Raw genomic sequence first — 24,073 nt, forward strand, 5'->3', positions numbered from 1 at the left:
CCCCTTAATTAATTATTAGCAGCCGCCTCTGGCTGGTTGATTTTTGCCGGAGCCGGACGCTCCGATTTTGGCGTAGCATACCAATAACCTAATCCCATGAATACGACACCGGACAAAGTATTACCGAGTGTCACCCACAGCAGGTTATGACCAATTCCTGACAGGGTATAAGCTTCGCTGTGATGACCGAACCAGGAGAGGGCAAACAGCGTCATGTTGGCCACCGAGTGCTCGTAGCCTGAAGCGATAAACGCCAGCAGACACCACCAGATAGCAAGGAATTTTGCCGCGCCTTCGGTACGGATTGCCATCCATATTGCCAGACAAACCAACCAGTTACACAGTGCGCCTTTAAAGAACAGCACCGTTGCAGGCGCGGTGGTTTTCGCCAGCGCGACCGAATGGACGATGCTGGTATCGACCGGCAGCAGACTGCCGCCTCCCCAGCTATAAAGCAGGGCGACAAACACGGATCCGACCAGATTTCCCAGCCAGGTTTGCGGCAGGATAGCCCACATTTGGCCGTGGCTGATGGTGCCCGCTTTGACGCCGAGCGTCAGGAACATGGTGTGACCGGTAAACAGTTCTGAACCGGCAATAATAACCAGCGTTAAGGCGATACCAAAGGTTGCACCCATCACCAGCGGACGTACGGACGGGTCGAGCAGGTTACCGAGGGTAAAAATAAGGATGATGCCGAGGCCAACATAGGCCCCTGCCATTGCCGAACTGACCCAGAACCCGAGCGGGTTATTTGCCGACAGGCGTGCGATGCGCGCAGCGTTAGCCGCACACTTATTGATAGTGTCTGTGAACATGTGTTGATTATCCTTGAAGTACAAAAATAAAAAGAAATCGTAACCGTAGGCCGGATAAGGCATTTATGCCGCCATCCGGCAATGTGCTTTTGCAATTGCCTGATGGCGCTACGCTTATCAGGCCTACCAATAAAAGACCTACAAATACATCAAAAAAGGGGAGGCGTTGCGCCTCCCAAAAATTAATTAACCGCGCAGTTGCACCGTGCCGTCTTTCACTCGCGCTTCGTAATGTTTCACGGAGAATTGTTCGTCTTCCATGCACAGTCCGTCGCTTAAACGAAAACGCTGTTTTTTCAGCGGGCTGGCAACCCACAATTCGCCCTGGTGTTCAGCAATCAGCCCACGAGAAAGCACGCTGGACTCAAAGAACGGGTCGATGTTGCTGATCGCAAACACCTGGTCGCTGTGATACGGGCGGAAAATCGCAACCTGCTCGTTACCTAACAGGGCGCAGACGCCTGTTGCAGGCAGAATGTCATCGATTTTGCAGATGTTTTTCCACTGGCTCATGCGTTTTCCTCCACCAGAGTCACCGGGATACGCTCATAAGGCGTGGCCGGACGATGTTGTTCACGTTCAGGCACAACCTGGACATTCGGATCGCGTTTATCGCTGTTGATAAAGTGTTTGAAGCGAACCTGCGCGGATGGAGTGTTAACGGTTTCTGTCCACTCGCAGACCACCGCTTCACGCAGACGGGCCATCTCTTCTTCAAGATGCTGGTTCAGGCCCAGCTTGTCGTCGATGATGACGGACTTCAGATACTCGATACCGCCTTCCAGATTGTCTAACCACGGTGCGGTGCGGGTCAGTTTGTCGGCGGTACGGATGTAGAACATCATGAAACGATCAAGATACTTGAGCAGCGTTTCGCGATCGATATCTGCTGCCAGCAGGTCTGCATGGCGAGGTTTCATCCCGCCGTTACCGCAAACGTACAGGTTCCAGCCTTTCTCAGTGGCGATGATACCCACGTCTTTGCCCTGAGCTTCCGCACATTCGCGGGTACAACCGGAGACGCCGAATTTCATTTTGTGCGGGGTACGAATGCCTTTGTAGCGATTTTCCAGCTCCACGCCGAAGCCGACGCTATCGCCGACGCCATAACGACACCAGGTGCTACCTACGCAGGTTTTCGCCATACGCAGCGCTTTGGCATACGCGTGGCCGGTTTCAAAACCCGCTTCAATCAGCTGACGCCAGATTTCCGGCAGGTCATCTTTCTGCGCGCCGAACAGACCGATACGCTGAGAACCGGTAATTTTGGTGTACAGGTTAAACTCACGCGCGATACGGCCCACGGCCACCAGGCCTTCAGGGGTAATTTCACCGCCCGCAGAGCGCGGGATCACGGAGTAAGTACCGTCTTTCTGGATGTTAGCCAGGAAGTTGTCGTTGGTGTCCTGCAGCGGCGTGTGCTGTGGTTTGAGGATGTACTCATTCCAGCAGGACGCCAGCAGAGAACCCACGGTAGGTTTACACACTTCGCAGCCGTAGCCTTTCCCGTGTTTGGCCAGCAACTCTTCGAAAGTTTTAATGCCTTCTACGCGGATCAGGTGGAACAGTTCCTGACGTGAATACGGGAAGTGTTCGCACAGGTTGTTGTTAACTTCGATACCCTGTTTCGCCAGTTCGGCGTTCAGGACCTGCGTTACCAGCGGGATACACCCGCCACATCCGGTACCGGCTTTGGTTTCCGCTTTCAGCGCCGCAACGGTATGGCAGCCTTTGTTGATAGCGGCAACCAGCATGCCTTTGGTGACGTCAAAGCAGGAGCAAATCTGCGCGCTGTCCGGCAGTTTATCGACACCGATAGATGGCTTACCGCTGCCCGCATGTGCTGGCAGAATCAGTGAATCTGGATTTTCCGGCAGTTCAATGGCGTTCAGCACCAACTGCAGCAGATTGCCGTAATCGCTGGTGTCGCCAACCAGAACCGCGCCGAGCAGGGTTTTGTTATCTTCGCTAACGATCAGGCGTTTGTAGACTTCTTTGCTTTCGTCGAGATAGACATAGCTACGTGCGCCCGGCGTGCGAGCATGCGCGTCGCCAATACCGCCGACGTCAACGCCGAGCAGCTTCAGCTTGGCGCTCAGGTCCGCGCCTTCAAAGGCGTTTTCAGTTTCGAGAATATGGTCAACGGCAACCTGCGCCATTTTGTAGCCAGGAGCGACCAGACCATACACGCGGTTGTTCCAGCTTGCGCATTCGCCGATGGCATAGATGTCCGGGTCAGAAGTCTGGCAGGTGTCGTTAATGACGATACCGCCGCGTGGCGCGACGTCAAGGCCGCACTGGGTGGCCAGTTTGTCGCGTGGACGAATACCGGTAGAGAAGACGATGAAATCGACTTCCAGTTCGCTACCGTCGGCAAAACGCATGGTTTTGCGCGCTTCGGTACCTTCCTGAACGATCTCTTTGGTGTTTTTGCTGGTGTGCACACGCACGCCCATGCTTTCAATTTTGCGACGTAACTGCTCGCCACCCATATGATCCAGCTGTTCAGCCATCAGCATTGGGGCGAATTCAATCACGTGGGTTTCAACGCCGAGGCTTTTCAGCGCACCAGCGGCTTCCAGGCCCAGCAGGCCACCGCCGACCACGGCACCGCGTTTGCTACGGCGCGCGCAAGACTCAATCGCGTTGAGGTCTTCGATGGTGCGGTAAACGAAGCAGTCCTGGGTTTCCGAACCTTTAATCGGTGGGATCCACGGGTAAGAGCCCGTCGCCATGATTAGCTTATCGTAGTAAACCGTACGACCTGCGCTGGAGTGGATTACTTTCTCCTGGCGGTTAATGGTAATTGCGCGCTCGCCCACTAACACCTTAACGCCGTGCTTCTCGTAGAATCCTTCACGCACCAGAGAAAGCTCTTCGGCGGTGTGGTGGGAGAAGTAGGAAGACAGGTGTACGCGGTCGTATGCTTTGCGGGGTTCTTCACAGAAGACGGTAATATCAAAATTGGCAGCGTCGGATTTATCAAGAAGATCCTCAATAAAGCGATGGCCGACCATACCATTACCGATAATAGCGAGTCTGACTTTGCTCATTTTTGCCTCGATTTCTTTTCTATTACTGCCTACCTTAACGATTCAGCAACCGCACTTATTGATGCAAATCAAATTCGCCCTTATATACTCCTTAAGAGGTATATAACTGATTTGTCAGCATTTTTATAAGTGACGGAATTATTTGAGTTTTCGTGTTTGTACAAATAGCGTACAAATTAAGGGGTTTTTGTAAGAATTGGCCTACATGACCAGAGAAAGAAGAGAGGAGGCGAAAATATGCCGGATGATGTGGATACCATCCGGCAGTGTGTAGGCCGGGCTAGCGAAGCGTCCCCGGCACTGAAATTAATGCGTTGCTGGCGCGTTATGCTGGCGATGACGCGTGACGAAGCCAAGAATAAAGCACATTACGAATACAACCGCATATAAGCCGTTAGCCGTCTGCAATGCCGCCTGTGGGCCGCTATGTGCCACAATAGGGCCGGTTACCACGAAGGTGAGCATAGTACCGATGGTGCCGCAGGTCAGAACGAAGTTAACCAGTTTGGGTGAGGCGACCTTCGTCTGCTGGGATCCAAGGGTAATGATGGTGGTATAAATCGCGCTGGAGAAGAAGCCCAGCGTTAGAATGAACCACGGCATATGTTCCGGCGTACCCGTGATAAACAGATACATCAGTACGGTGGCCAGACCCGCCAGTACGGTCAGGATGCGTTGCAAATCGAAGAAACGCAGAATGAAGCTAAACGCCCACATGCCAACCATGTAAGACATCCAGAAGTCGCTGACCAGTTTACCTGCGTCGTTCAGGCTCATACCCAGGCTTTTGGCGTATTCCGGAACCCAGGAGATAAAGCCCAACTGACCGAGGATGTAGCACAGTGCGGCGATCGCCAGAAACAGCACGCCAATCCCCCATTTTTCTTTTACTACCGGCGCATCTGACTGCTGAGCGTGTTTACCCAGTGCCGGAAATTCACAACCGAAGGTCAGCAGGAAAATGGCGACGTATACCAGGCCGATGCAGGCATAGACCCAATACCATTCGATGCTGCGCGCTAACAGGAACGCGGCAACCATCGGGAAAATCATACCGGCCATGCTGAAGAAGGAGTCAGTAAACAGCAGGCGTGAACCGCGCTGGCGACCTTCGTACATTTGAGTTACCAGGAACGTACCAATCGACATGGTTATACCGCTCACAAGACCCAATACAAACATGGCGGCAGAGAACAAGGCCAGGCTATGGCTGAGCATCAGTCCGGCGACTGCCAGTACCATCAGGATAAAGCCGAAGCGCAACTGGGTTTTCAGGGGCACGATTTCCATTAGCCATGCATTTAGAAAGATAGAGATCAGAATGCCGGCATTCAGGAAGGTGAAGGTGTTACTCATGCTGGAAACGGGCAAATGGAAGTAATCTGCGATGTTTCCCATCACCATCCCGGTGACAATTACCAACGCACCTGTCAGGGCGTAGGAGAGAAAGCTAATCCATGTGAGCTTGATGCGATTGCTGTTAGTCATGACTGGCCTGTATAGAAGTGTAAGGCGCATTGACTGCGCCGTGAGCGGGCAGATTTTAGGCGCTTTTGTGATGTATTTAAATATTTATTGGTAATGACTTTGTTTATTACATTTTTGTGTGTGATCTAAATCACATTGATTCATGCGGCAGTAAGGTTACATTTGTTTCAAGTACGTAAAATTAGGTAAAGGGATGGCCTTGTCCTTGAAGGCTCTTTAGAATCAATTCACTTGCTTCATTTCTGCTCTTGTTAAGGAATTCTCATGCTCAAATCGACTCTGGCGGCTGTTGCAGCTGTTCTCGCTCTTTCTGCTCTCTCTCCCGCAGCACTGGCAGCAAAAGGTGACCCTCATGTTCTGCTGACAACCTCTGCTGGTAACATTGAGCTGGAGCTGAACAGTCAGAAAGCCCCGGTTTCAGTGCAAAACTTTGTCGATTATGTCAACAGCGGTTTCTATAACAACACTACGTTCCACCGTGTGATCCCTGGCTTCATGGTGCAGGGCGGCGGTTTTACCGAGCAGATGCAGCAGAAGAAACCTAACCCGCCCATCAAGAATGAAGCCGATAACGGACTGCGTAACACCCGCGGCACGATTGCTATGGCGCGTACAGCGGATAAAGACAGCGCGACCAGCCAGTTCTTTATCAACATTGCAGACAACGCTTTCCTCGATCACGGCCAGCGCGACTTTGGCTATGCTGTCTTCGGAAAAGTTGTGAAAGGTATGGATGTCGCGGATAAGATCTCTCAGGTACAGACCCATGATGTCGGTCCATACCAGAATGTTCCGTCAAAACCGATTGTTATCCTTTCTGCTAAAGTTCTGCCGTAATCGTATCTCGCGCGGGTAGTTCTTGCCCGCGTTCCCCCCTATCTCTGCGTAACCCGAAATTGCTGCTTATACTTGTGGCAAGTGTCGGCTCATTCAGGGAGGTCACGTGAAAAAACTCACCGATAAACAAAAGTCCAGGCTGTGGGAACAGCGGCGAAACGCCAATTTCCAGGCCAGCCGACGGCTGGAAGGCGTAGATATTCTACGGGTTACTCTGAGTGCTGAAGACGCTCTGGCGCGTCTTGAAGAGCTGAGGAGGCACTATGAGCGATAAATTCGGTGATGGTCGCGACCCGTATTTATATCCGGGCCTGAATGTCATGCGTAACCGTCTGGGGATTCATCAGGCGCAGCGTTTGGCACAGGCGGCTTATGAACTGACGGCGCTGCGTGCGGCGACTATCGAATTGGGGCCGCTTAAACGGGGCTTACCGCACCTGTGCGCCATTCATCGCCAGCTGTATCGGGATATTTTTGACTGGGCGGGACACCTGCGCGAAGTCGATATTTACCAGGGCGATACTCGCTTTTGCCATTTCGCCTATATCGAGAAAGAGGGCAATGCACTGATGCAGGACCTGGAAGATGAGTCCTGGCTGGTGGGATTACCGGAAGACAAGTTTGTCGATCGTCTTGCGCACTATTATTGCGAAATCAATGTGCTGCATCCGTTTCGCATTGGTAGCGGTCTGGCGCAGCGTATTTTCTTCGAACAGTTAGCGATTCATGCAGGGTATGTGCTGAGCTGGGATGGCATTCCGGTTGAGGAGTGGAATCAGGCTAATCAGAGCGGGGCGATGGGTGACCTGTCTGCACTGCGGGCGATATTTCGTAAAGTGGTAAGCGAAGCACCGGAAACTGAGTAGAATAGCGCGGTTCTTATGTACCGGAGCCGCCATGATCCTGCTTATCGATAACTATGACTCTTTCACCTGGAACCTGTACCAATACTTCTGCGAACTGGGGGCTGATGTCCTTGTCAGGCGCAACGACGAGCTGACGCTGGCGCAAATTGACGCGCTGAGCCCGCAAAAAATCGTCATTTCCCCGGGACCCTGTACGCCGGATGACGCCGGTATTTCGCTGGAGGTTATTCGCTATTTCGCAGGGAAGATCCCTCTGCTGGGCGTTTGTCTGGGGCACCAGGCGATGGCGCAGGCCTTTGGCGCGACCGTGGTTCGGGCGGCGAAAGTGATGCATGGTAAAACGTCGCCGATTACGCATAACGGGCAGGGCGTTTTTCAGGGGCTCGCCAATCCATTAACGGTAACGCGCTACCATTCTCTGGTGGTTGCTCCCGAAACCCTTCCTGACTGCTTTGAGGTGACCGCCTGGAGTGAAACGCAGGAGATCATGGGTATTCGCCACCGGGAGTGGGATATGGAAGGGGTGCAGTTTCACCCGGAGAGCATTCTCAGCGAACAGGGGCATCAGCTGCTGGCTAATTTCCTCAACCGGTGATTTGTGGTTGCTATTCAGTGATTTTTTATTCATATTTTGTGATTATAATTTCACTAGCATTTCTGCTTAACAGGGTGGTAATGACATGGCAACTGAACAAACTGCAATTACACGCGCGACATTCGATGAAGTGATTCTGCCGATTTATGCACCGGCTGAGTTTATCCCGGTAAAAGGGAAAGGGAGTCGAGTATGGGATCAACAGGGTAAAGAGTATGTTGATTTCGCGGGCGGCATTGCAGTTACCGCGTTAGGGCATTGCCATCCTGCACTGGTTGAGGCGTTAAAAACCCAGGGTGAAACCCTGTGGCATACCAGCAACGTTTTCACCAACGAACCTGCGTTGCGCTTAGGCCGTAAAATCATTGAGGCAACATTCGCCGAACGCGTACTGTTCATGAACTCCGGTACCGAAGCTAACGAAACCGCCTTTAAGCTGGCGCGCCACTATGCCTGCGTGCGTCATAGCCCGTTCAAAACCAAAATCATTGCCTTCCATAACGCGTTTCACGGCCGCTCGCTGTTTACCGTATCCGTCGGCGGGCAGCCGAAATATTCCGACGGCTTTGGACCAAAGCCGGCAGATATCATCCATGTCCCGTTTAACGATCTGCATGCGGTCAAAGCGGTGATGGACGATCACACCTGCGCGGTGGTGATCGAGCCTATTCAGGGCGAGGGTGGCGTTACTGCGGCAACGCCGGCATTCCTGCAAGGCTTGCGTGAGCTCTGTGATCAGCACCAGGCGCTGTTGGTATTTGATGAAGTACAGAGCGGGATGGGGCGTACTGGCTCACTGTTTGCCTATATGCACTACGGCGTGACGCCGGATATCCTCACCAGCGCCAAGGCGCTCGGTGGCGGTTTCCCGGTGAGCGCGGTGCTGACCACCCAGGAGATTGCCTCCGCGTTCCACGTGGGTTCACACGGCTCCACATACGGCGGTAACCCGCTGGCCTGCGCGGTTGCGGGAGCTGCGTTTGATATCATCAACACGCCGGAAGTGCTGGAAGGTATTCAGGCCAAACGCCAGGCGTTTGTTCAGCATTTGCAGAAAATTGACCAGCAGTTTGACATTTTCAGCGACATTCGCGGTATGGGACTGCTGATTGGCGCCGAACTGAAGCCGCAGTTTAAAGGCCGGGCGCGTGATTTCTTGTACGCCGCGGCGAATGAAGGCGTGATGGTACTGAACGCCGGACCGGACGTGATGCGTTTCGCGCCGTCGCTGGTGGTGGAGCAGACCGATATCGATGAAGGGATGCAGCGCTTCGCGCAGGCCGTGGCGAAAGTGGTGGGTTGATTGCCGGATGGCGGCGCGAGCGCCTTATCCGGCCTACAGGGTAAGGTGTGATTCGTAGGCCGGATAAGCGTAGCGCATCCGGCAGTCGATCTTAACCTTTCATGTCCCGCAACCGGCGGCTCAGCCAGATCCCATGGTGCGGTCGCTGACGCCATGCTACCGACGAAATGGTATGCATGGTGTTCAGATGCCCCAAAACCCGCTGCAGATGCTGCTCAAGGGTGCTTAAAGGCCCATGGGACAGCATCTCTGGCGCCTCAAGAATATTCACATCGCCGGAGCTTCCGGGTCCGTCATATTCCAGCCGCTGCTGACAGCGCTGGATCGCAATTTCACAGGACTCCAGATATCGCTGCGCCAAATCCGGCGTCAGCATCGTATGTTCCCTTGCCAGCGTAGTCATTGCGTTGATGTGTTCGACGATGAACTGACTATGCGTAACCCACAGTTTCATGTCCGCCAGATAGTGCGAGTTGAACCCAGGCTCCTGCATCGCCTGGTTAAGTGAGTTGAACAGCGTGTTATGCGCCTGGTTGACCCGCATGCGTTGATACGCCAGCGGTGTGGCCTGGGGATCGTTGCTAAGAATCAGGCGAATGGCCTCCTGATCGGCTTCTAACGCATCGTGGGCGTTTTTACGCAGTAAACCGCTCTGCCACTGCGGCCACAGCCAGAGCATCCCGCCAAAAGCGATCAGGCAGCCAGTGACCGTATCGATAAACCGCGGCACGATAAACTGTTCCCCGTTCAGTGTCAGCAGTTGCAGGGTATATACCGCGGTGACGGTAAAGCCGACGGTAGCCCAGCCGTAGTTTTTGCGGATGGTCAGATAACTCACCAGGGTTATCAGTAGCATGCCTGCCAGCGTGTAACCTTCCTGAATATGAAAGTGCAGCGTGACGCCGGCGATCACCAGACCGACGAGCGTCCCTACTGAACGGTGTAAGATACGTACCCGGGTTGCCCCGTAGCCATTTTGCGTGACAAACAGGATTGTCATCAAAATCCAATAGGGTTTTGGCAGGTGTAAGGCGCTGCCCATCAGGCTGGCAATGCTCAACATGACGCTGATGCGTCCGGCATTACGCAGCGCCGGGGATTTCAACGACAGATAGCTTTTCAGGGCAGGGATCAGCGGCAGCCGACGCTGCTTGTCAGCCATTAAATCACGGGCATACAGTGGCCGCTGGGTGCGTAGCACACGGGCAATACGGCTGAAGTGCCAGTAGCAAAATTGACCCACCGGATTGTCCGGATGCTGGTTGGCGATTTTCTCCAGCGTGCCAATCTGCTTTTCCATTGAGAAACGGGTCGGTAAGCGGTGATACAAAATATCATCGGCCAGTACGCGAAGGCGTTCGGCGACGGTGCGCGCATTCCAGCGAATCACTTGTTCGGCGTGGCTACGTTCGACCAGCTTTTGCACCTCTTCCGGCTGGTGGAGGCTAACGGAAATATGTTCCTGTAAATCGAGCGCCTCCTGAAAGGCACGTAGCAGGCGCTTATAATCGTTGTTGCGATGCGCCGACAGCATATGCATTTGCTGATAGCACTGGGTAATTAAATCCACCGCTTTTTGCTGGCGCACCAGCAGGGGAGGCAGCGCTTTTTCTGGGTCGGCATGCTGGGTCAGCATGCTGTACTTGGCCTCACAGTAATCGGCTAATTCGCGGTACAACAAGCTGAGCGACTCACGCAGCGGCTGCTCGCGCCACATCCAGAACCAGAACCAGTTGAACAGGCCATACCACAATGTGCCCAGCGCGTAGATTAGCAGCGGCTCCCAGACGGGCATGTTACCTGCCAGACTGAGTGTGAAAATTGCCGCGATAAGCGAGGCAGGTAGTAGTCGCGCATGCAGAGGGCCTAATTCTGCGGTTACACCAAGAATCAGCGTCAGGCCGGTGAGGATCAGCGGCAGCGGTATAGTCTGTGCCAGCAGTAATTGCATGATCAGACTGCATCCGGCAAACAAAGACGCGCCAATCACTAAGCGTTTGAAAAAGCGCTTATGCGGGGTATCAAGACCGGCAATATTGCAGCAGGCAGGGACGAGGGAAAAGAGGAGTCCCAGATGAAGCTGACCGATGATCAGGCCGACGGCCACAGGTAAACATAGCACCAGCGTTTGTCGTAGTGCGTAGTTGATCTCTGGGTGGTATATCAGTCTTCGCCACATCGGAGCAAACAAAAGTGGCGCATTACGGGGTAACGCGCCACTTCGATGGGGTTAACGTGTGCCGTAGACGACGATGGTCTTACCGTGTGCGGAGATCAGGTTCTGATCTTCCAGCATCTTCAGAATACGACCGACGGTCTCACGGGAGCAGCCAACGATCTGGCCGATTTCCTGACGGGTGATTTTAATCTGCATGCCGTCCGGGTGGGTCATCGCATCAGGCTGTTTCGCCAGATTCAGCAGAGTCTGCGCGATACGACCGGTAACGTCGAGGAAGGCAAGGTTGCCCACTTTTTCAGACGTGACCTGCAGACGGCGAGCCATCTGAGAGGACAGGCGCATCAGAATATCTGGATTGACCTGGATTAATTGGCGAAATTTTTTGTAGGAAATTTCAGCGACTTCACATGCAGTTTTAGCACGGACCCAGGCGCTGCGTTCCTGACCTTCTTCGAAGAGGCCTAATTCACCAATAAAATCGCCCTGATTCAGATAAGAAAGGATCATTTCTTTCCCTTCTTCATCTTTGATCAGCACTGCCACTGAGCCTTTAACGATGTAGTACAACGTTTCCGCTTTTTCACCCTGGTGAATCAGCGTGCTCTTCGATGGGTACTTATGAATATGGCAATGAGACAAGAACCATTCGAGAGTCGGGTCTGTTTGCGGTTTGCCAAGCACCATGCGCGGTTATCCTCTGTTATAAGCTGTCTCCAGAGCCAAAAAACATCCTGTCTCTGGGTTTGCAAAAATGTGCTTCCCGCTACCTGGGAAGGGGGCTGTCAATACGTGCGACGGCCTGTAATGTGATGTCCTCTGCATACATGCAGTACGTCAATGTATTACTGTAGCATCCCGACTGTTTTAGCATAGCTTTCGCCGTGTGTCTCCTGGTGTCTCGCTTCAGCATGACGCAGGTCGCCTTCCGTTGCGAGATTTGTTGTGTGCGCGTAATCTGTCAGGAAAATTGATGCATCGGAGTAATAAAATATGCAAGCACGTGTTAAGTGGGTTGAAGGGCTGACCTTCCTCGGTGAGTCCGCCTCTGGCCACCAGATTTTGATGGACGGTAATTCCGGTGATAAAGCGCCGAGCCCGATGGAAATGGTCTTAATGGCTGCGGGTGGTTGCAGCGCAATTGATGTGGTGTCGATCCTGCAAAAGGGTCGTCAGGATGTGACCAACTGCGAAGTGAAGCTGACCTCCGAGCGTCGTGATGAAGCGCCGCGCCTGTTTACCCATATCAACCTGCATTTCATCGTAACGGGTAACGATCTGAAAGATGCGTCCGTCGCACGTGCGGTCGATCTTTCGGCGGAAAAATACTGCTCCGTGGCGCTGATGCTGGAAAAGGCGGTGAACATTACCCACTCCTATGAAGTGGTTGCCGCGTAATTGCTGATGCCGGATGGCGGCGTTGCCTTATCCGGCCTACAGGGCGATGTTGAGTCGTAGGCCCGATAAGCGAAGCGCCATCGGGCGCTTTCCACATATCACTCTATCTTTTTGCCTTCCATCAGTCGCTGCACCAGCGGCAGCATAATCAATTCCATCGCCAGACCCATTTTTCCGCCCGGTACGACCAACGTATTGATATGAGAAATGAATGAGCCCTGCAGCATGGCCAGCAGCCACGGGAAGTCGATCCCTTCCAGATTACGAAAATGAATCACGACAAAGCTTTCATCCAGTGACGGAATGCTCTTGGCGGCAAAGGGATTAGAGGTATCGACGGTTGGTACGCGTTGGAAGTTGATATGCGTACGGGAAAACTGTGGCGTGATGTAATTGATGTAATCGTCCATTGAGCGCACCACCGAGTCCATCACCGCTTCACGCGAGTGTCCACGCTCGCTGGTATCGCGGATCAGCTTCTGGATCCACTCCAGGTTCACGATTGGCACCACGCCAACCAGCAGATCGACATGCCGGGCCACATTTTGCTGAGGGGTGACAACGCCGCCGTGAAGTCCCTCATAGAACAGGACATCCGTCGGTTCAGGCAGCGGCTGCCAGGGCGTGAATGTCCCCGGAACCTGATTCCACGGTACTGCTTCATCGTAGGTGTGCAGGTATTTACGCGACTGACCTTTGCCCGTCTGGCCGTATTCAATGAAGGTTTGCTCCAGCAGACCGAAGTCGTTAGCTTCGGGGCCGAAATAGCTGATATGCCGCCCGGCATCGCGTGCTTTGCGAATCGCCATGTCCATTTCCGGACGGGTATAGCGGTGAAAACTGTCACCTTCCACCTCGGCGGCGCGCAGGTTTAACTGCGCGAAAATTTTACGAAACGCGAGGCTGGTGGTGGTGGTCCCCGCGCCGCTGGATCCTGTTACCGCAATCACCGGATGTTTGGCAGACATAACAACTCCATGAAATGGTTGTAATTATAGTAAAGTCGGCCGGCGGCTAGGGATTACTCGTGAATCTGCTTCCTCGGCATAATGTTGACCGTTTCATGCAGTTCGGACCACACCAGCACGGCTTCACCTGATTGTAGTTGGCGTTTGACGTCGGCGACTTTTTGTTCGAGCGAGCGTTCATGTTCACCGTAATCGGTGCCTTCACGCAAGACAAAGCTTTCAATCAGATTGTCCAGCGCGTCCGGAGAGATATCTTGCCATGGGATAATCATGATGACGCCTCCAGATACGTTGTCAGCCAGTCCGGGATTCTTGATTCCAGCCACATCTCAGGACGGCGCACTGTGCCACCAATAAATCCGACGTGGCCGCCATGTTCAGTCAGCTGATATTCCACCTGCGAAGGCAGATTTTCCGGTTTCGGGATCACGTGATGATCCATAAACGGATCGTCTTTAGCATGGATAATCAGCGTTGGTTTGGCGATCCGATTGAGCAACGGCATGGCGCTGCACTGGCGGTAATAGTCTATAGCATCGGCGAAACCGTGGATTTTGGCGGTGATCAGATCGTCAAAATCGCGAATGCGGCGCAAAGATTTCAACTGGGCCAGACTTACCGGCAGCGAACCTGGATACGCCTCAAGCTTACGCGAGGCGTTGGCTTTCAATAAATTGAGCAGGTAGCGCTGATAGACACGGGAAAAGCCCTTGTCCATATGGTAGCTACAGGCTTCGAGCACGAAAGGCGCAGAAACGATAACCGCTGCATCTATCGGAATATCGTTGCCTTCTTTTGCCAGCAGACAAGCCAGCATGTTTCCACCGAGTGAATAACCTACCGCGGCGGTCGGTGCGCGACCGAACTCACGTTCCAGCCAGTGTAAAAACCAGGTGCCATCTTCTGTTTCACCGGAGTGATAAATACGGTTCAAACGATTGGGCTCACCACTGCAACCGCGAAAATGCATTACCACGCCCAGCCAGCCGCGCTTTTGTGCTGCTTCAATCAGGCCATGTGCGTAGGGGCTGTTCAGACTACCTTCCAGACCGTGAAAAACCACCAGGCGCGGTTTGTGTTTCGCCTGTTGCGGATCTTCACTCCACGCCAGATCGACGAAATCACCGTCGGGCAATTCCAGACGCTGCCAGTGGGCGTCGAACTTCACCTTACGGCGAATTAATCGCGGCAGCATCGTCTGCAGATGGCGGTTACTGATACCGCGCATCGGGCGGAATTCTCGCGAATCGTCGGTAGGTGGGGTCATTTCTGTGGACGTGATTTCAACCATAACACCGGAGCAATTAATAATCGGAAAGAATAACTATACCGCGCACAGCGCGTGCGGGTTAGCCAATATGTGATTTTGTCGCTAGTCAGTCAGCAGGTTACGCGAGAAAAAATGAAAATCGACGTTAGGTTTACGTCGCCACAGGCGGGCTTTACGCGTCCCTGTCGCCACGCTTTCTCCAGTATCTTCAAACATTCCTGACGCTTCAAAGCGACGAATCAGACTTTTACGCTGGATCGACTGACCGAGGATCACCTCAGTGGCTTCGAGTAGTTGCCCATGGGTAAATGTTTCCGGCAAGCAGTACACTGGCAGGAGCGAGTACATCGTTTTTTGCCGCAAGCGATGCAGCGCCGCTGTAATGATTTTCTCGTGATCAAACGCGAGTGAATAGTTTTTCAACTCATCAACCGGCACCCAACGGGCATTGCTGACGCTGGCGATATGGGGCGCGCAGTCTACCCAGGCGATTAGTGCAAACCAGGTGACCGTCAGGCTCCAGCCGCGCGGGTCACGATCAGGCCCGGAAAAGGTATCCAGTTGTTCCAGCCACGAAGGCGAAACACCCGTTTTTTCAGTGAGTTTGCGCAGTGCGGTGGCACGGGTTGAATCATCGTTTTCGATATCAATAAAGCCGCCGGGTAATCCCCAACGTCCTTTTTGCGGCTGCTTTGCCCGCTCGACCAGTAATACGCACAGCGCCTGCTGATGCAGGGTAAATAACACACTATCTACTGTCACCAGAGGTGAAGGGAAGCGGCTGGCGTCGTACTGATTCAGGTAGTCGGCTTCGGTGGTCATAAGGTACTCACGATGATTTGTAACGCTGATAAGTGTACCAGCCCGGTACTGGGGGGCAAGGCTCGTTTTTTCTTATTACTTATCAGTGGATTAACTAACAGCTTAAAAATAATTCATTTTATGCTTGCCTAATATGTGTCTTAAGGACATTATTAATTGTGTCTAAGGGACACAATTGAGGGGTGAACGCGATGAACATAAAATTGACACTAACTTTGGACGACCAGTCCTATGCCGTTGCCAGCGGTGTTTTTCCTGATGGTGCTGTCTGGTTAAAAGTCACCGATGCGTTGCCAACCTTTGCTCGCCTGATGCGCATCCGTGCCACGGCTTTGCGCGATATGAACGATTTTATGCTGCTGGCGCAACTGGTTGAGGCGGTCCGTCATCAGACCGATGTACTGGTCAGCCATCTCGACCTTCCCTGGCTGCCGTGGGCGCGTCAGGACAGACATATGGTATCGGGTGACAGCTTTGCGCTGAAAGTCTTCGCCAGTCAGCTCAATACGTTGAAGTTTGACAAGGTCAACGTGCTCGACCCGCACAGTGACGCGGCGGCGGCTGCAATCGACAACTTTGTGGCGATCCCCCAGGAGGTTTGCCTGATGCAAAGCGCGTCATTATCGCGGCTGTTTCAGCAAAACGCGCTGATGTTGGTTGCTCCCGATGCAGGATCCCTGAAGAAGATTGATGCCGTAGCCAGAGCGGCCGGTGTGGAGCAGTACGCCATCCTGAGCAAAAAACGTGATGTGGCAAGCGGCAGCCTGACGGGATTTGCGTTATTGGCCGGAGACGTCAGGGGGAGGGATCTGCTGATTGTCGACGACCTGTGTGATGCTGGCGGCACCTTCATAGGTTCTGCGCAGGTGCTACGTGATGCCGGTGCCCGCAGCGTTAGCCTGTACGTCACCCACGGGATCTTTTCTAAGGGCGTTGAACACCTGTTTGCTAACGGTATTGACGCCATCTACACCTCCACTTCTTTAGCTGCCCCGACGCTGGAACATCCGCAGCTTGAACTTATCGATATTGACGCGATTTACCGCGCCTGAGGGAGACACCTGTTATGAAAATGAATCCTATTTTAGCTATCGACGGCTACAAAGTGTCTCACCGCGTGCAGTATCCGCAGGGCACCCGTCGCGTGTATTCCAACTTTACCCCACGCAGCGATCGCTTTTTCTCCTCGCCGTTGGCGGATGGCAAACTGGTATTTTTCGGCCTGCAGGGGTTTATGCAGTGGTTTTTAGTCGACCTGTTTAATGAGGCGTTCTTTGCCCGTCCGGAAGATGAGGTTGTGAGTGAATACAAACAGGTCATGGATAGCTATCTCGGCAAAGATGCGGTGGCGGTGGACCATATTCGTGCATTGCATCAGTTGGGCTATCTGCCGCTGCACATCAAGGCGCTGGATGAAGGCAGTAAAGTCCCGATGGCGGTACCGGTTTTAACCATTATCAACACCAAACCCGAATTTTTCTGGCTGGTGAATTACCTGGAGACCGTCCTGTCGGCGGAATTGTGGAAAGCGTCGACAAACGCCACGATTGCTCACCATTACCGTAAAATCTGCGCACGCTGGGCACAGAAAACCTGTAGCGACTTGACGCATCTTGACTTCCAGTGCCATGACTTTTCATTTCGCGGTATGTCCGGATTACAAGACACCATGCAGGCGGGCAGTGGGCATTTGTTGAGCTTTAAAGGGACCGACAGTATTCCATCTCTGTTGTACGCCCGCGATTACTACACCGACGGCGAGACCTATTTTATCGGCGCCAGCATTCCAGCTACTGAACACAGCGTGATGTGTATGGGCGAGCGCGAGCATGAGATTGAAACCTTCCGCCGCCTGATTGCCGATCTCTACCCGCAAGGATTTGTATCGATAGTATCTGATACCTGGGACTACTGGCAGGTGCTGTCGGAATATACCCGCGAACTGAAGAGCATCATTCTGGCGCGTGAAGGTCGTGTGGTATTCCGTCCGGATAGCGGCAACCCGGTAGAGATTCTGTGCGGTACTGGCGAAGATAACGATACAAGCAGCGATCGTACCGCTCAGGAGAAAGGGTCCGTGGAAGTGCTGTGGGAGATTTTTGGCGGTACGATTAACGCCAAAGGTTACAAGGTGCTCGACCCGCATGTGGGACTGATTTATGGCGACTCCATCACCCTTGAGCGGGCGAATGAGATCCTGCGTCGTCTGGAATCGAAAGGATTTGCCAGTTCAAACGTCGTGTTTGGCGTCGGTTCCTTTACCTATCAGTACAACACGCGTGACACCTTCGGTTTTGCGATGAAAGCGACGTGGGGAGAAGTCGACGGCAAAGGCCGGACGATTTTCAAAGAGCCGAAAACCGATAATGGCCTGAAGCGTTCAGCCCGTGGTCTGCTTCGCGTCACACGTGATGAGCAAGGGGAACTGCGTCTGCATGATGAACAAACCTGGAAACAAGAGCAGGAAGGGGAGCTGAAAACTCGTTTTCTCAACGGCAAGCTGTTTAACCGCGAGCATTTCGAAGAAATCCGCCAGCGTCTGGCGATGCAGGGATAATTCAACAAAAATGCCGGATAGGACGTATTGGCGTCGGATCCGGCAATTATGACTACTCGGCGAGCATCTGCTCAAGCTGCTCCTGAGCGTCCAGCCAGGCCATTTCACACTCTTCCAGTCCGGATTTCGCACTGGCCTGCTGCTGCAGACAAGCGGTGAGTTCGGCTTTGCGGCTTTGGTCGTACAGTTCGCTGTCGCCGAGTTTCTCTTCCGCCTGAGCTAACTGCGCGTGCAGTTTCTCCATCTCTTTTTCCAGACGGGTGATCTCTTTGCGCAGCGGTTGCGTCAGAGTGCGCAGTTCCGCTTCACGACGCTTCTGGTCTTTACGTGCCTGGGCGCTGTTAACGCTCTCTTTCGCTGGTTCGTCGCTCTGATTTTCCTGTTTCTGGACATCGCTCAGCCACTGCTGATAATCCTCCAGATCGCCATCAAACGGCTCGACTTTCTTGTCGTGTACCAGATAGAGGTCGTCGGTGGTGGAGCGGATCAGGTGACGGTCGTGCGAGACGACAACCAGCGCGCCTTCAAAATCGATCAGCGCTTCGGTCAGCGCCTGACGCATATCTAAGTCCAGGTGGTTGGTCGGTTCATCGAGCAGCAGCAGGTTCGGGCGCTGCCAGACGATCAATGCCAGCACCAGACGCGCTTTTTCGCCACCGGAGAAGCGGCGAGTCTCTTCGCTGACTTTATCGCCCTGGAAGCCGAATCCACCCAGGTAGTCTCGTAGTTTCTGCTCCAGCTCCTGCGGCGCCATGCGTGCCAGATGCTGAATTGGTGATTCATCGGCGCGTAAAAACTCCAGCTGGTGCTGCGCGAAGTAGCCCAGCTTGATGCCTTTCGCCAGGCCAATCTCGCCGCTGATGGGGGCCAGTTCGCCGGCCAGCAGCTTAATCAGCGTCGATTTACCCGCGCCGTTGCGACCGAGCAGACCGATGCGGGAACCCGGCACCAGGTTCAGTTTGATCGAATCGAGAATGACGCGATCGCCGTAGCCAGCGCTGACCTTTTCCATCTTCAGCAGCGGGTTTGGCAGGCTTTCCGGTTCACGGAAGCTGAAGTGGAACGGGTTGTCCACGTGCGCTGGGGCAATCAGCTCCATGCGTTCCAGCATTTTGATACGACTCTGCGCCTGTTTTGCTTTCGTTGCTTTAGCGCGGAAGCGATCGATATAGCTTTGCAGATGTGCCACGCGCTCCTGCTGGCTTTCGTACATGGCTTGTTGCTGCGCGAGGCGGGTCGCACGCTGGATTTCAAACGCGCTGTAGTTGCCGGTGTACTCGAACATGGTTTGCTGTTCGATATGAATAATTTTATCCACCACCGGATCGAGGAAGTCGCGGTCGTGGGAGATCAAGATCAGCGTGCCCTGATAGCTTTTCAGCCATCTTTCCAGCCAGATCACCGCGTCGAGATCGAGGTGGTTGGTAGGTTCATCGAGCAGTAGTAGGTCTGAACGGCAAATCAGCGCCTGGGCCAGGTTGAGGCGCATACGCCAGCCACCGGAGAAGTCGCTGACCGGCCGTTCAAGCTGTTCGTTGGAGAAACCTAGGCCATGCAGCAGGCTGGCGGCGCGTGAACGCACGGTCCAGGCATCGATGGCATCCAGCTTGCCATGGACAGTGGCAATGGCATGTCCATCGTTACGTTCGTTGGCGTCGTTCAACTGCGCTTCCAGTTGACGATATTCGCGGTCGCCGTCAATGACGTACTCCAGCGCGGGCTGTGGCAACGCAGGCGTTTCCTGATTCACCCACGCGAGCTGCCAGTTTCCCGGATAGGTAAATCCTCCAGCGTCGGCGCTGAGTTCATTTTTCAGCAATGCCAGCAGGGTAGATTTACCACAGCCATTTTTACCCACCAGGCCAACCTTCTGCCCTGGATTAATGGTGGCCGTGGCATTGTCCAGCAAGACGCGCACGCCGCGACGAATTTGTAACGATGAGAAAACAATCATAAGGCGCCGTATGTTCAGACTATGTTAATTTATCATTATGATAATGTAATGTGCGGGCCGTTTGCCGCACCGAGGCGCAATGGTAGCCCAAAACGTCGAAAATAGACAAAAGACAAAACCGGGAGGGGGATGATGTTCCAGCCAGCGAAAGTCTTGCTGCTGTATGCCCATCCGGAATCTCAGGACTCGGTCGCGAACCGTGTTCTGCTTAAACCGGCCATGCAGCTCAGCAATGTTACCGTGCACGACCTTTACGCGCACTATCCTGATTTTTTTATCGATATTCCGCATGAACAGGCGCTGCTGCGTGAGCATGATGTGATTGTTTTTCAGCACCCACTCTATACCTATAGCTGTCCGGCGCTGTTAAAGGAGTGGCTTGACCGCGTACTGAGCCGTGGATTTGCCAGCGGTCCAGGAGGGAATCAACTGGCGGGAAAGTACTGGCGTAGCGTTATCACTACCGGAGAACCGGAAAGTGCCTACCGCTATGACGCGCTAAACCGTTATCCAATGAGCGATGTGCTGCGCCCTTTCGAGCTGACGGCCGGTATGTGCCGCATGCACTGGATGAGCCCTATTATCGTTTACTGGGCCAGAAGGCAAACGAAGCAGGAGCTGGACAGCCATGCGAAAGCGTATGGTGACTGGCTGGCGAATCCGATCCCTGTGGGAGGCCGCTGATGGAAGGTTCAGATTTGTTGACAGCCGGAGTGTTGTTCCTCTTCGCAGCGGTGGCGGCGGTACCGTTGGCATCGCGGTTGGGTATCGGCCCGGTGTTGGGATACTTGCTGGCGGGTATTGCCATCGGCCCGTGGGGATTAGGGTTCATCAGTGATGTGGATGAAATCCTGCACTTTTCCGAGCTGGGCGTAGTTTTTCTGATGTTCATCATTGGGTTGGAACTTAACCCGGCCAAGCTGTGGCAACTGCGGCGTTCAATTTTTGGCGTCGGCGCCGCGCAGGTGATGCTGAGCGCGGTGGTGCTGGCCGGATTATTGATGCTCACTGCGTTCTCCTGGCAGGCGGCAGTGGTTGGCGGCATTGGTCTGGCGATGTCATCGACCGCGATGGCGCTACAGTTGATGCGTGAGAAAGGCATGAACCGCAGTGAATCCGGGCAGTTGGGTTTTTCGGTGCTGCTGTTTCAGGATCTGGCGGTGATCCCTGCGCTGGCGCTGGTTCCGCTGCTGGCGGGGTCTGCTGACGAACATTTTGACTGGATTAAAGTGGGAATGAAGGTGCTGGCCTTTGCCGGCATGCTGATTGGCGGGCGCTATTTGCTGCGTCCGGTTTTCCGCTTTATTGCGGATTCTGGCGTGCGGGAAGTGTTCACCGCTGCCACGCTGCTGTTGGTGCTGGGTTCTGCTTTATTTATGGATGCGCTGGGGCTGTCAATGGCGCTGGGAACGTTTATCGCGGGTGTGCTGCTGGCGGAAAGTGAATACCGACACGAGCTGGAAACGGCAATCGATCCTTTTAAAGGACTGTTGCTCGGGCTGTTTTTTATCTCCGTTGGCATGTCGCTCAATCTCGGCGTGCTCTACACCCATATTCTGTGGGTGGCAGCGAGTGTGATCGTGCTGGTAGTCGTAAAAATGCTGGTGCTGTATGTACTGGCGCGTCTTAACGGCATGAGAAGCTCTGAACGGATGCAATTTGCCGGGGTTTTAAGTCAGGGCGGTGAATTCGCTTTCGTGCTGTTTTCAACGGCATCCTCGCAACGGCTGTTTCAGGGCGACCAAATGGCGTTGCTGCTGGTGACCGTCACGCTGTCGATGATGACCACGCCGCTGGTGATGAAGTTGATTGATAAATGGCTCTCCCGCCAGTTTAACGGCACGGATGAGGAAGACGAAAAACCCTGGGTGGAAGATGATAAACCGCAGGTGATTGTAGTGGGGTTTGGGCGTTTTGGTCAGGTTATTGGTCGCCTGTTGATGGCCAATAAAATGCGTATTACCGTCCTGGAGCGAGATATCAGCGCGGTGAATCTGATGCGCAAATATGGCTATAAGGTCTACTACGGTGACGCCACTCAGGTGGAACTGTTGCGCTCCGCAGGGGCAGAGGCGGCACAGTCTATTGTTATTACCTGTAATGAGCCTGAAGACACAATGAAACTGGTGGAACTGTGCCAACAGTATTTTCCGCATTTGCATATTCTTGCGCGAGCGCGCGGACGTGTAGAGGCGCATGAGTTATTACAGGCCGGTGTGACGCAGTTTTCCCGCGAAACGTTCTCCAGTGCGCTGGAGTTGGGGCGTAAAACGCTGGTTACACTGGGGATGCATCCGCACCAGGCCCAGCGTGCTCAGCTGCATTTTCGTCGGCTGGATATGCGCATGCTGCGGGAACTGATCCCCATGCATACAGATACGGTACAAATCTCTCGAGCCAGGGAAGCACGGCGCGAGCTGGAGGAAATTTTCCAACGAGAGATGCAGCAAGAGCGACGTCAGCTGGATGGCTGGGATGAATTTGAGTAGAGGATAATCATGGCAATTCGTAAACGTTTTATCGCAGGCGCAAAATGTCCGTCCTGCCAGTCGCAGGATACGCTGGCGATGTGGCGTGAAAATAATATCGATATTGTTGAGTGTGTTAAGTGCGGTCATCAGATGCGGGAAGCCGATAAAGAGGCGCGCGAGCACGTTCGCAAAGAAGAGCAAGTGATCGGGATTTTTCATCCGGACTAGCGATATGGCGCAGCTTTTTTTAAGCTAGAGGGTACACGGGTGCAGAATTCCGCTACAATCTGCGCCACTATTCTTTCCATGCTCAGGAGATATCATGAAAGTAGCAAAGGACCTGGTGGTCAGCCTGGCCTATCAGGTACGTACAGAAGACGGTGTGTTGGTTGATGAGTCTCCGGTGAGTGCACCGCTGGACTACCTGCATGGTCACGGTTCCCTGATTTCTGGCCTGGAAACAGCGCTGGACGGTCATGAAGTTGGCGACAAATTCGATGTTGCTGTTGGCGCAAACGACGCATACGGTCAGTACGACGAAAACCTGGTGCAGCGCGTTCCTAAAGACGTCTTCATGGGCGTTGACGAACTGCAGGTTGGCATGCGTTTCCTGGCTGAAACTGACCAGGGTCCAGTACCGGTAGAAATTACCGAAGTGGAAGACGACCACGTTGTGGTTGACGGTAACCACATGCTGGCTGGCCAGAATCTGAAATTCAACGTAGAAGTTGTTGCTATCCGCGAAGCGACCGAAGAAGAACTGGCTCACGGCCACGTTCACGGTGCGCACGGTCACGACCACGATCATGACCACGGTCATGACGGTTGCTGCGGTGGACACGGCCACGACCATGGTCACGAGCACGGCGGCGAAGGCTGCTGCGGCGGTGGCGGTAAAGGTAACGGCGGCGGCTGCGGTTGCCACTAATACCCTTCGTCTTTCAACCCACAGCGGTGTTGGCTGCGCTTTCGAATCCTGGTCACATAGTTATCTATGCTCCCAGGACTTCCTCAAGCTTGCCGCCTTGCTGTGATTTGAAATCCTTTGGGTATATGTGAGTAGATCCGATAAGCGTTAGCGCTTTCGGACACAAAAAAAGCGGGGATATCCCCGCTTTTTTACGTCTCAATAATGTGGCGGAGGGGTCTCTTCAGACTGCGACGCGATGTGGGACGGTTGCGTTGCTTTGAGCTTTTCCGTCAGCAGACGCAGATGGTCGCGCAGTTTGGCCATTTCCAGTTCATGCGCGGTCACCGTCACGTTGAGCTCTTCAATGGTTATCTCCTGAAATGCCAGGCGACTTTCCAGTTCAGCCAGGCGAGTTTCCATTGTTGTATCCTGCATGATTCACCTCTTTCTTTTTTCTCCGGCAGATCGCGGACTGCGGCGAATTCTACTTAACTTTGCCTGTTTGCACAGCACTCAATCTTCGGTAACGAAACTAATTTAAACAAAAAGAGTCTGAAAAGTGGTGATAATAGGGCGTGCCTGTATGT

23 protein-coding genes and 1 pseudogene are annotated in these 24,073 nt (G+C 53.6%); 12 read left to right on the forward strand and 12 right to left on the reverse strand.

Going from position 1 to position 24,073, the window contains the following annotated elements; genetic code table 11:
- Window positions 1–8: 8 nt before the first annotated feature.
- The 4 genes from nirC to tsgA form a co-directional block, all read right to left on the reverse strand.
- Entirely contained in the window at window positions 9–818 is an 810-nt protein-coding gene (gene nirC, locus OGV85_RS12275; protein ID WP_003023587.1) for a nitrite transporter NirC, read from the reverse strand.
- A 186-nt stretch (window positions 819–1,004) separates the two neighbouring features.
- Window positions 1,005–1,331: a nitrite reductase small subunit NirD gene (gene nirD / locus OGV85_RS12280; RefSeq protein ID WP_003023590.1), complete on the reverse strand. Its 327-nt coding sequence runs from the start codon at window positions 1,329–1,331 to the stop codon at window positions 1,005–1,007.
- The gene (gene nirB / locus OGV85_RS12285) at window positions 1,328–3,871 is read right to left on the reverse strand and encodes an NADPH-nitrite reductase large subunit (protein ID WP_003023592.1); all 2,544 of its coding nucleotides are present in this window, start codon (window positions 3,869–3,871) and stop codon (window positions 1,328–1,330) included. Before nirB ends, nirD begins: the two co-directional genes overlap by 4 nt.
- 306 nt (window positions 3,872–4,177) lie before the next feature.
- Window positions 4,178–5,359: an MFS transporter TsgA gene (gene tsgA, locus OGV85_RS12290; protein WP_003023593.1), complete on the reverse strand. Its 1,182-nt coding sequence runs from the start codon at window positions 5,357–5,359 to the stop codon at window positions 4,178–4,180.
- 264 nt (window positions 5,360–5,623) lie between these two features.
- Here tsgA and ppiA point away from each other — a divergent pair, with 264 nt between their 5' ends.
- The 5 genes from ppiA to argD all read left to right on the forward strand — a co-directional run bounded on the left by ppiA (window position 5,624) and on the right by argD (window position 8,960).
- Window positions 5,624–6,196, forward strand: coding sequence for a peptidylprolyl isomerase A (gene ppiA / locus OGV85_RS12295; RefSeq protein ID WP_003023595.1), 573 nt, complete (start codon window positions 5,624–5,626; stop codon window positions 6,194–6,196).
- 106 nt (window positions 6,197–6,302) lie between these two features.
- Window positions 6,303–6,470 (forward strand): FicA/YhfG family antitoxin, encoded by a 168-nt coding sequence (gene ficA / locus OGV85_RS12300; protein ID WP_003023597.1) that lies wholly within the window; start codon window positions 6,303–6,305, stop codon window positions 6,468–6,470.
- Entirely contained in the window at window positions 6,460–7,062 is a 603-nt protein-coding gene (locus OGV85_RS12305) for a putative adenosine monophosphate-protein transferase Fic (protein ID WP_003023599.1), read from the forward strand. Before ficA ends, OGV85_RS12305 begins: the two co-directional genes overlap by 11 nt.
- 31 nt (window positions 7,063–7,093) lie before the next feature.
- A complete protein-coding gene (gene pabA, locus OGV85_RS12310; RefSeq protein ID WP_046671296.1) occupies window positions 7,094–7,657 on the forward strand; it encodes an aminodeoxychorismate synthase component 2 in 564 nt (187 codons plus the stop codon).
- An 85-nt stretch (window positions 7,658–7,742) separates the two neighbouring features.
- The gene (gene argD, locus OGV85_RS12315) at window positions 7,743–8,960 is read left to right on the forward strand and encodes a bifunctional acetylornithine/succinyldiaminopimelate transaminase (protein WP_003023603.1); all 1,218 of its coding nucleotides are present in this window, start codon (window positions 7,743–7,745) and stop codon (window positions 8,958–8,960) included.
- Window positions 8,961–9,051: 91 nt separating this feature from the next.
- Here argD and OGV85_RS12320 read toward each other — a convergent pair whose 3' ends face one another.
- On the reverse strand, window positions 9,052–11,139 hold the full coding sequence (locus tag OGV85_RS12320; protein ID WP_003023605.1) for a YccS/YhfK family putative transporter: 2,088 nt from the start codon (window positions 11,137–11,139) through the stop codon (window positions 9,052–9,054).
- A gap of 51 nt (window positions 11,140–11,190) precedes the next feature.
- A complete protein-coding gene (gene crp, locus OGV85_RS12325) occupies window positions 11,191–11,823 on the reverse strand; it encodes a cAMP-activated global transcriptional regulator CRP (protein ID WP_000242758.1) in 633 nt (210 codons plus the stop codon).
- Window positions 11,824–12,129: 306 nt separating this feature from the next.
- On the opposite strand from crp, the gene OGV85_RS12330 reads away from it, so the two are divergent.
- Window positions 12,130–12,534, forward strand: a complete 405-nt coding sequence (locus tag OGV85_RS12330) for an OsmC family protein (protein WP_003023611.1) — start codon at window positions 12,130–12,132, stop codon at window positions 12,532–12,534.
- A 98-nt stretch (window positions 12,535–12,632) separates the two neighbouring features.
- Here the strand turns inward: OGV85_RS12330 and OGV85_RS12335 are convergent, their stop codons facing one another.
- From OGV85_RS12335 to OGV85_RS12350, 4 genes and pseudogenes are all read right to left on the reverse strand, one after another.
- Window positions 12,633–13,502 (reverse strand): phosphoribulokinase, encoded by an 870-nt coding sequence (locus OGV85_RS12335; RefSeq protein WP_003023614.1) that lies wholly within the window; start codon window positions 13,500–13,502, stop codon window positions 12,633–12,635.
- Between the two features lie 53 nt (window positions 13,503–13,555).
- A complete protein-coding gene (locus OGV85_RS12340; protein ID WP_003023615.1) occupies window positions 13,556–13,774 on the reverse strand; it encodes a YheU family protein in 219 nt (72 codons plus the stop codon).
- Window positions 13,771–14,839 (reverse strand): annotated as a pseudogene (locus OGV85_RS12345) (hydrolase). The gene OGV85_RS12340 and the pseudogene OGV85_RS12345 overlap by 4 nt, the downstream one beginning before the upstream one ends.
- Window positions 14,840–14,874: 35 nt before the next feature.
- The gene (locus OGV85_RS12350; RefSeq protein WP_048218763.1) at window positions 14,875–15,594 is read right to left on the reverse strand and encodes an NUDIX hydrolase; all 720 of its coding nucleotides are present in this window, start codon (window positions 15,592–15,594) and stop codon (window positions 14,875–14,877) included.
- Window positions 15,595–15,785: 191 nt separating this feature from the next.
- Between OGV85_RS12350 and prs the strand changes: the two genes are divergently transcribed.
- The gene (gene prs / locus OGV85_RS12355) at window positions 15,786–16,646 is read left to right on the forward strand and encodes a ribose-phosphate diphosphokinase (protein WP_061547483.1); all 861 of its coding nucleotides are present in this window, start codon (window positions 15,786–15,788) and stop codon (window positions 16,644–16,646) included.
- Window positions 16,647–16,660: 14 nt separating this feature from the next.
- Window positions 16,661–18,151, forward strand: a complete 1,491-nt coding sequence (locus OGV85_RS12360; protein WP_061547484.1) for a nicotinate phosphoribosyltransferase — start codon at window positions 16,661–16,663, stop codon at window positions 18,149–18,151.
- Between the two features lie 52 nt (window positions 18,152–18,203).
- Here the strand turns inward: OGV85_RS12360 and OGV85_RS12365 are convergent, their stop codons facing one another.
- Entirely contained in the window at window positions 18,204–20,105 is a 1,902-nt protein-coding gene (locus tag OGV85_RS12365; RefSeq protein WP_061547485.1) for an ABC transporter ATP-binding protein, read from the reverse strand.
- Window positions 20,106–20,237: 132 nt separating this feature from the next.
- Between OGV85_RS12365 and kefG the strand changes: the two genes are divergently transcribed.
- The 4 genes from kefG to slyD all read left to right on the forward strand — a co-directional run bounded on the left by kefG (window position 20,238) and on the right by slyD (window position 23,504).
- On the forward strand, window positions 20,238–20,789 hold the full coding sequence (gene kefG / locus OGV85_RS12370) for a glutathione-regulated potassium-efflux system ancillary protein KefG (RefSeq protein WP_003023629.1): 552 nt from the start codon (window positions 20,238–20,240) through the stop codon (window positions 20,787–20,789).
- Window positions 20,789–22,594 (forward strand): glutathione-regulated potassium-efflux system protein KefB, encoded by a 1,806-nt coding sequence (gene kefB, locus OGV85_RS12375; RefSeq protein WP_003023630.1) that lies wholly within the window; start codon window positions 20,789–20,791, stop codon window positions 22,592–22,594. Before kefG ends, kefB begins: the two co-directional genes overlap by 1 nt.
- A 9-nt stretch (window positions 22,595–22,603) precedes the next feature.
- Window positions 22,604–22,804, forward strand: coding sequence for a YheV family putative zinc ribbon protein (locus tag OGV85_RS12380; protein WP_003023632.1), 201 nt, complete (start codon window positions 22,604–22,606; stop codon window positions 22,802–22,804).
- Between the two features lie 94 nt (window positions 22,805–22,898).
- Entirely contained in the window at window positions 22,899–23,504 is a 606-nt protein-coding gene (gene slyD, locus OGV85_RS12385; protein ID WP_003023634.1) for a peptidylprolyl isomerase, read from the forward strand.
- A 198-nt stretch (window positions 23,505–23,702) separates the two neighbouring features.
- Here the strand turns inward: slyD and OGV85_RS12390 are convergent, their stop codons facing one another.
- Complete coding sequence (locus OGV85_RS12390) at window positions 23,703–23,921, reverse strand: protein SlyX (protein ID WP_003023639.1); 219 nt, start codon at window positions 23,919–23,921, stop codon at window positions 23,703–23,705.
- Window positions 23,922–24,073: the final 152 nt, after the last annotated feature.

Source organism: Citrobacter sp. Cf132 (assembly GCF_030333885.1).
Classification (GTDB): domain Bacteria; phylum Pseudomonadota; class Gammaproteobacteria; order Enterobacterales; family Enterobacteriaceae; genus Citrobacter; species Citrobacter freundii.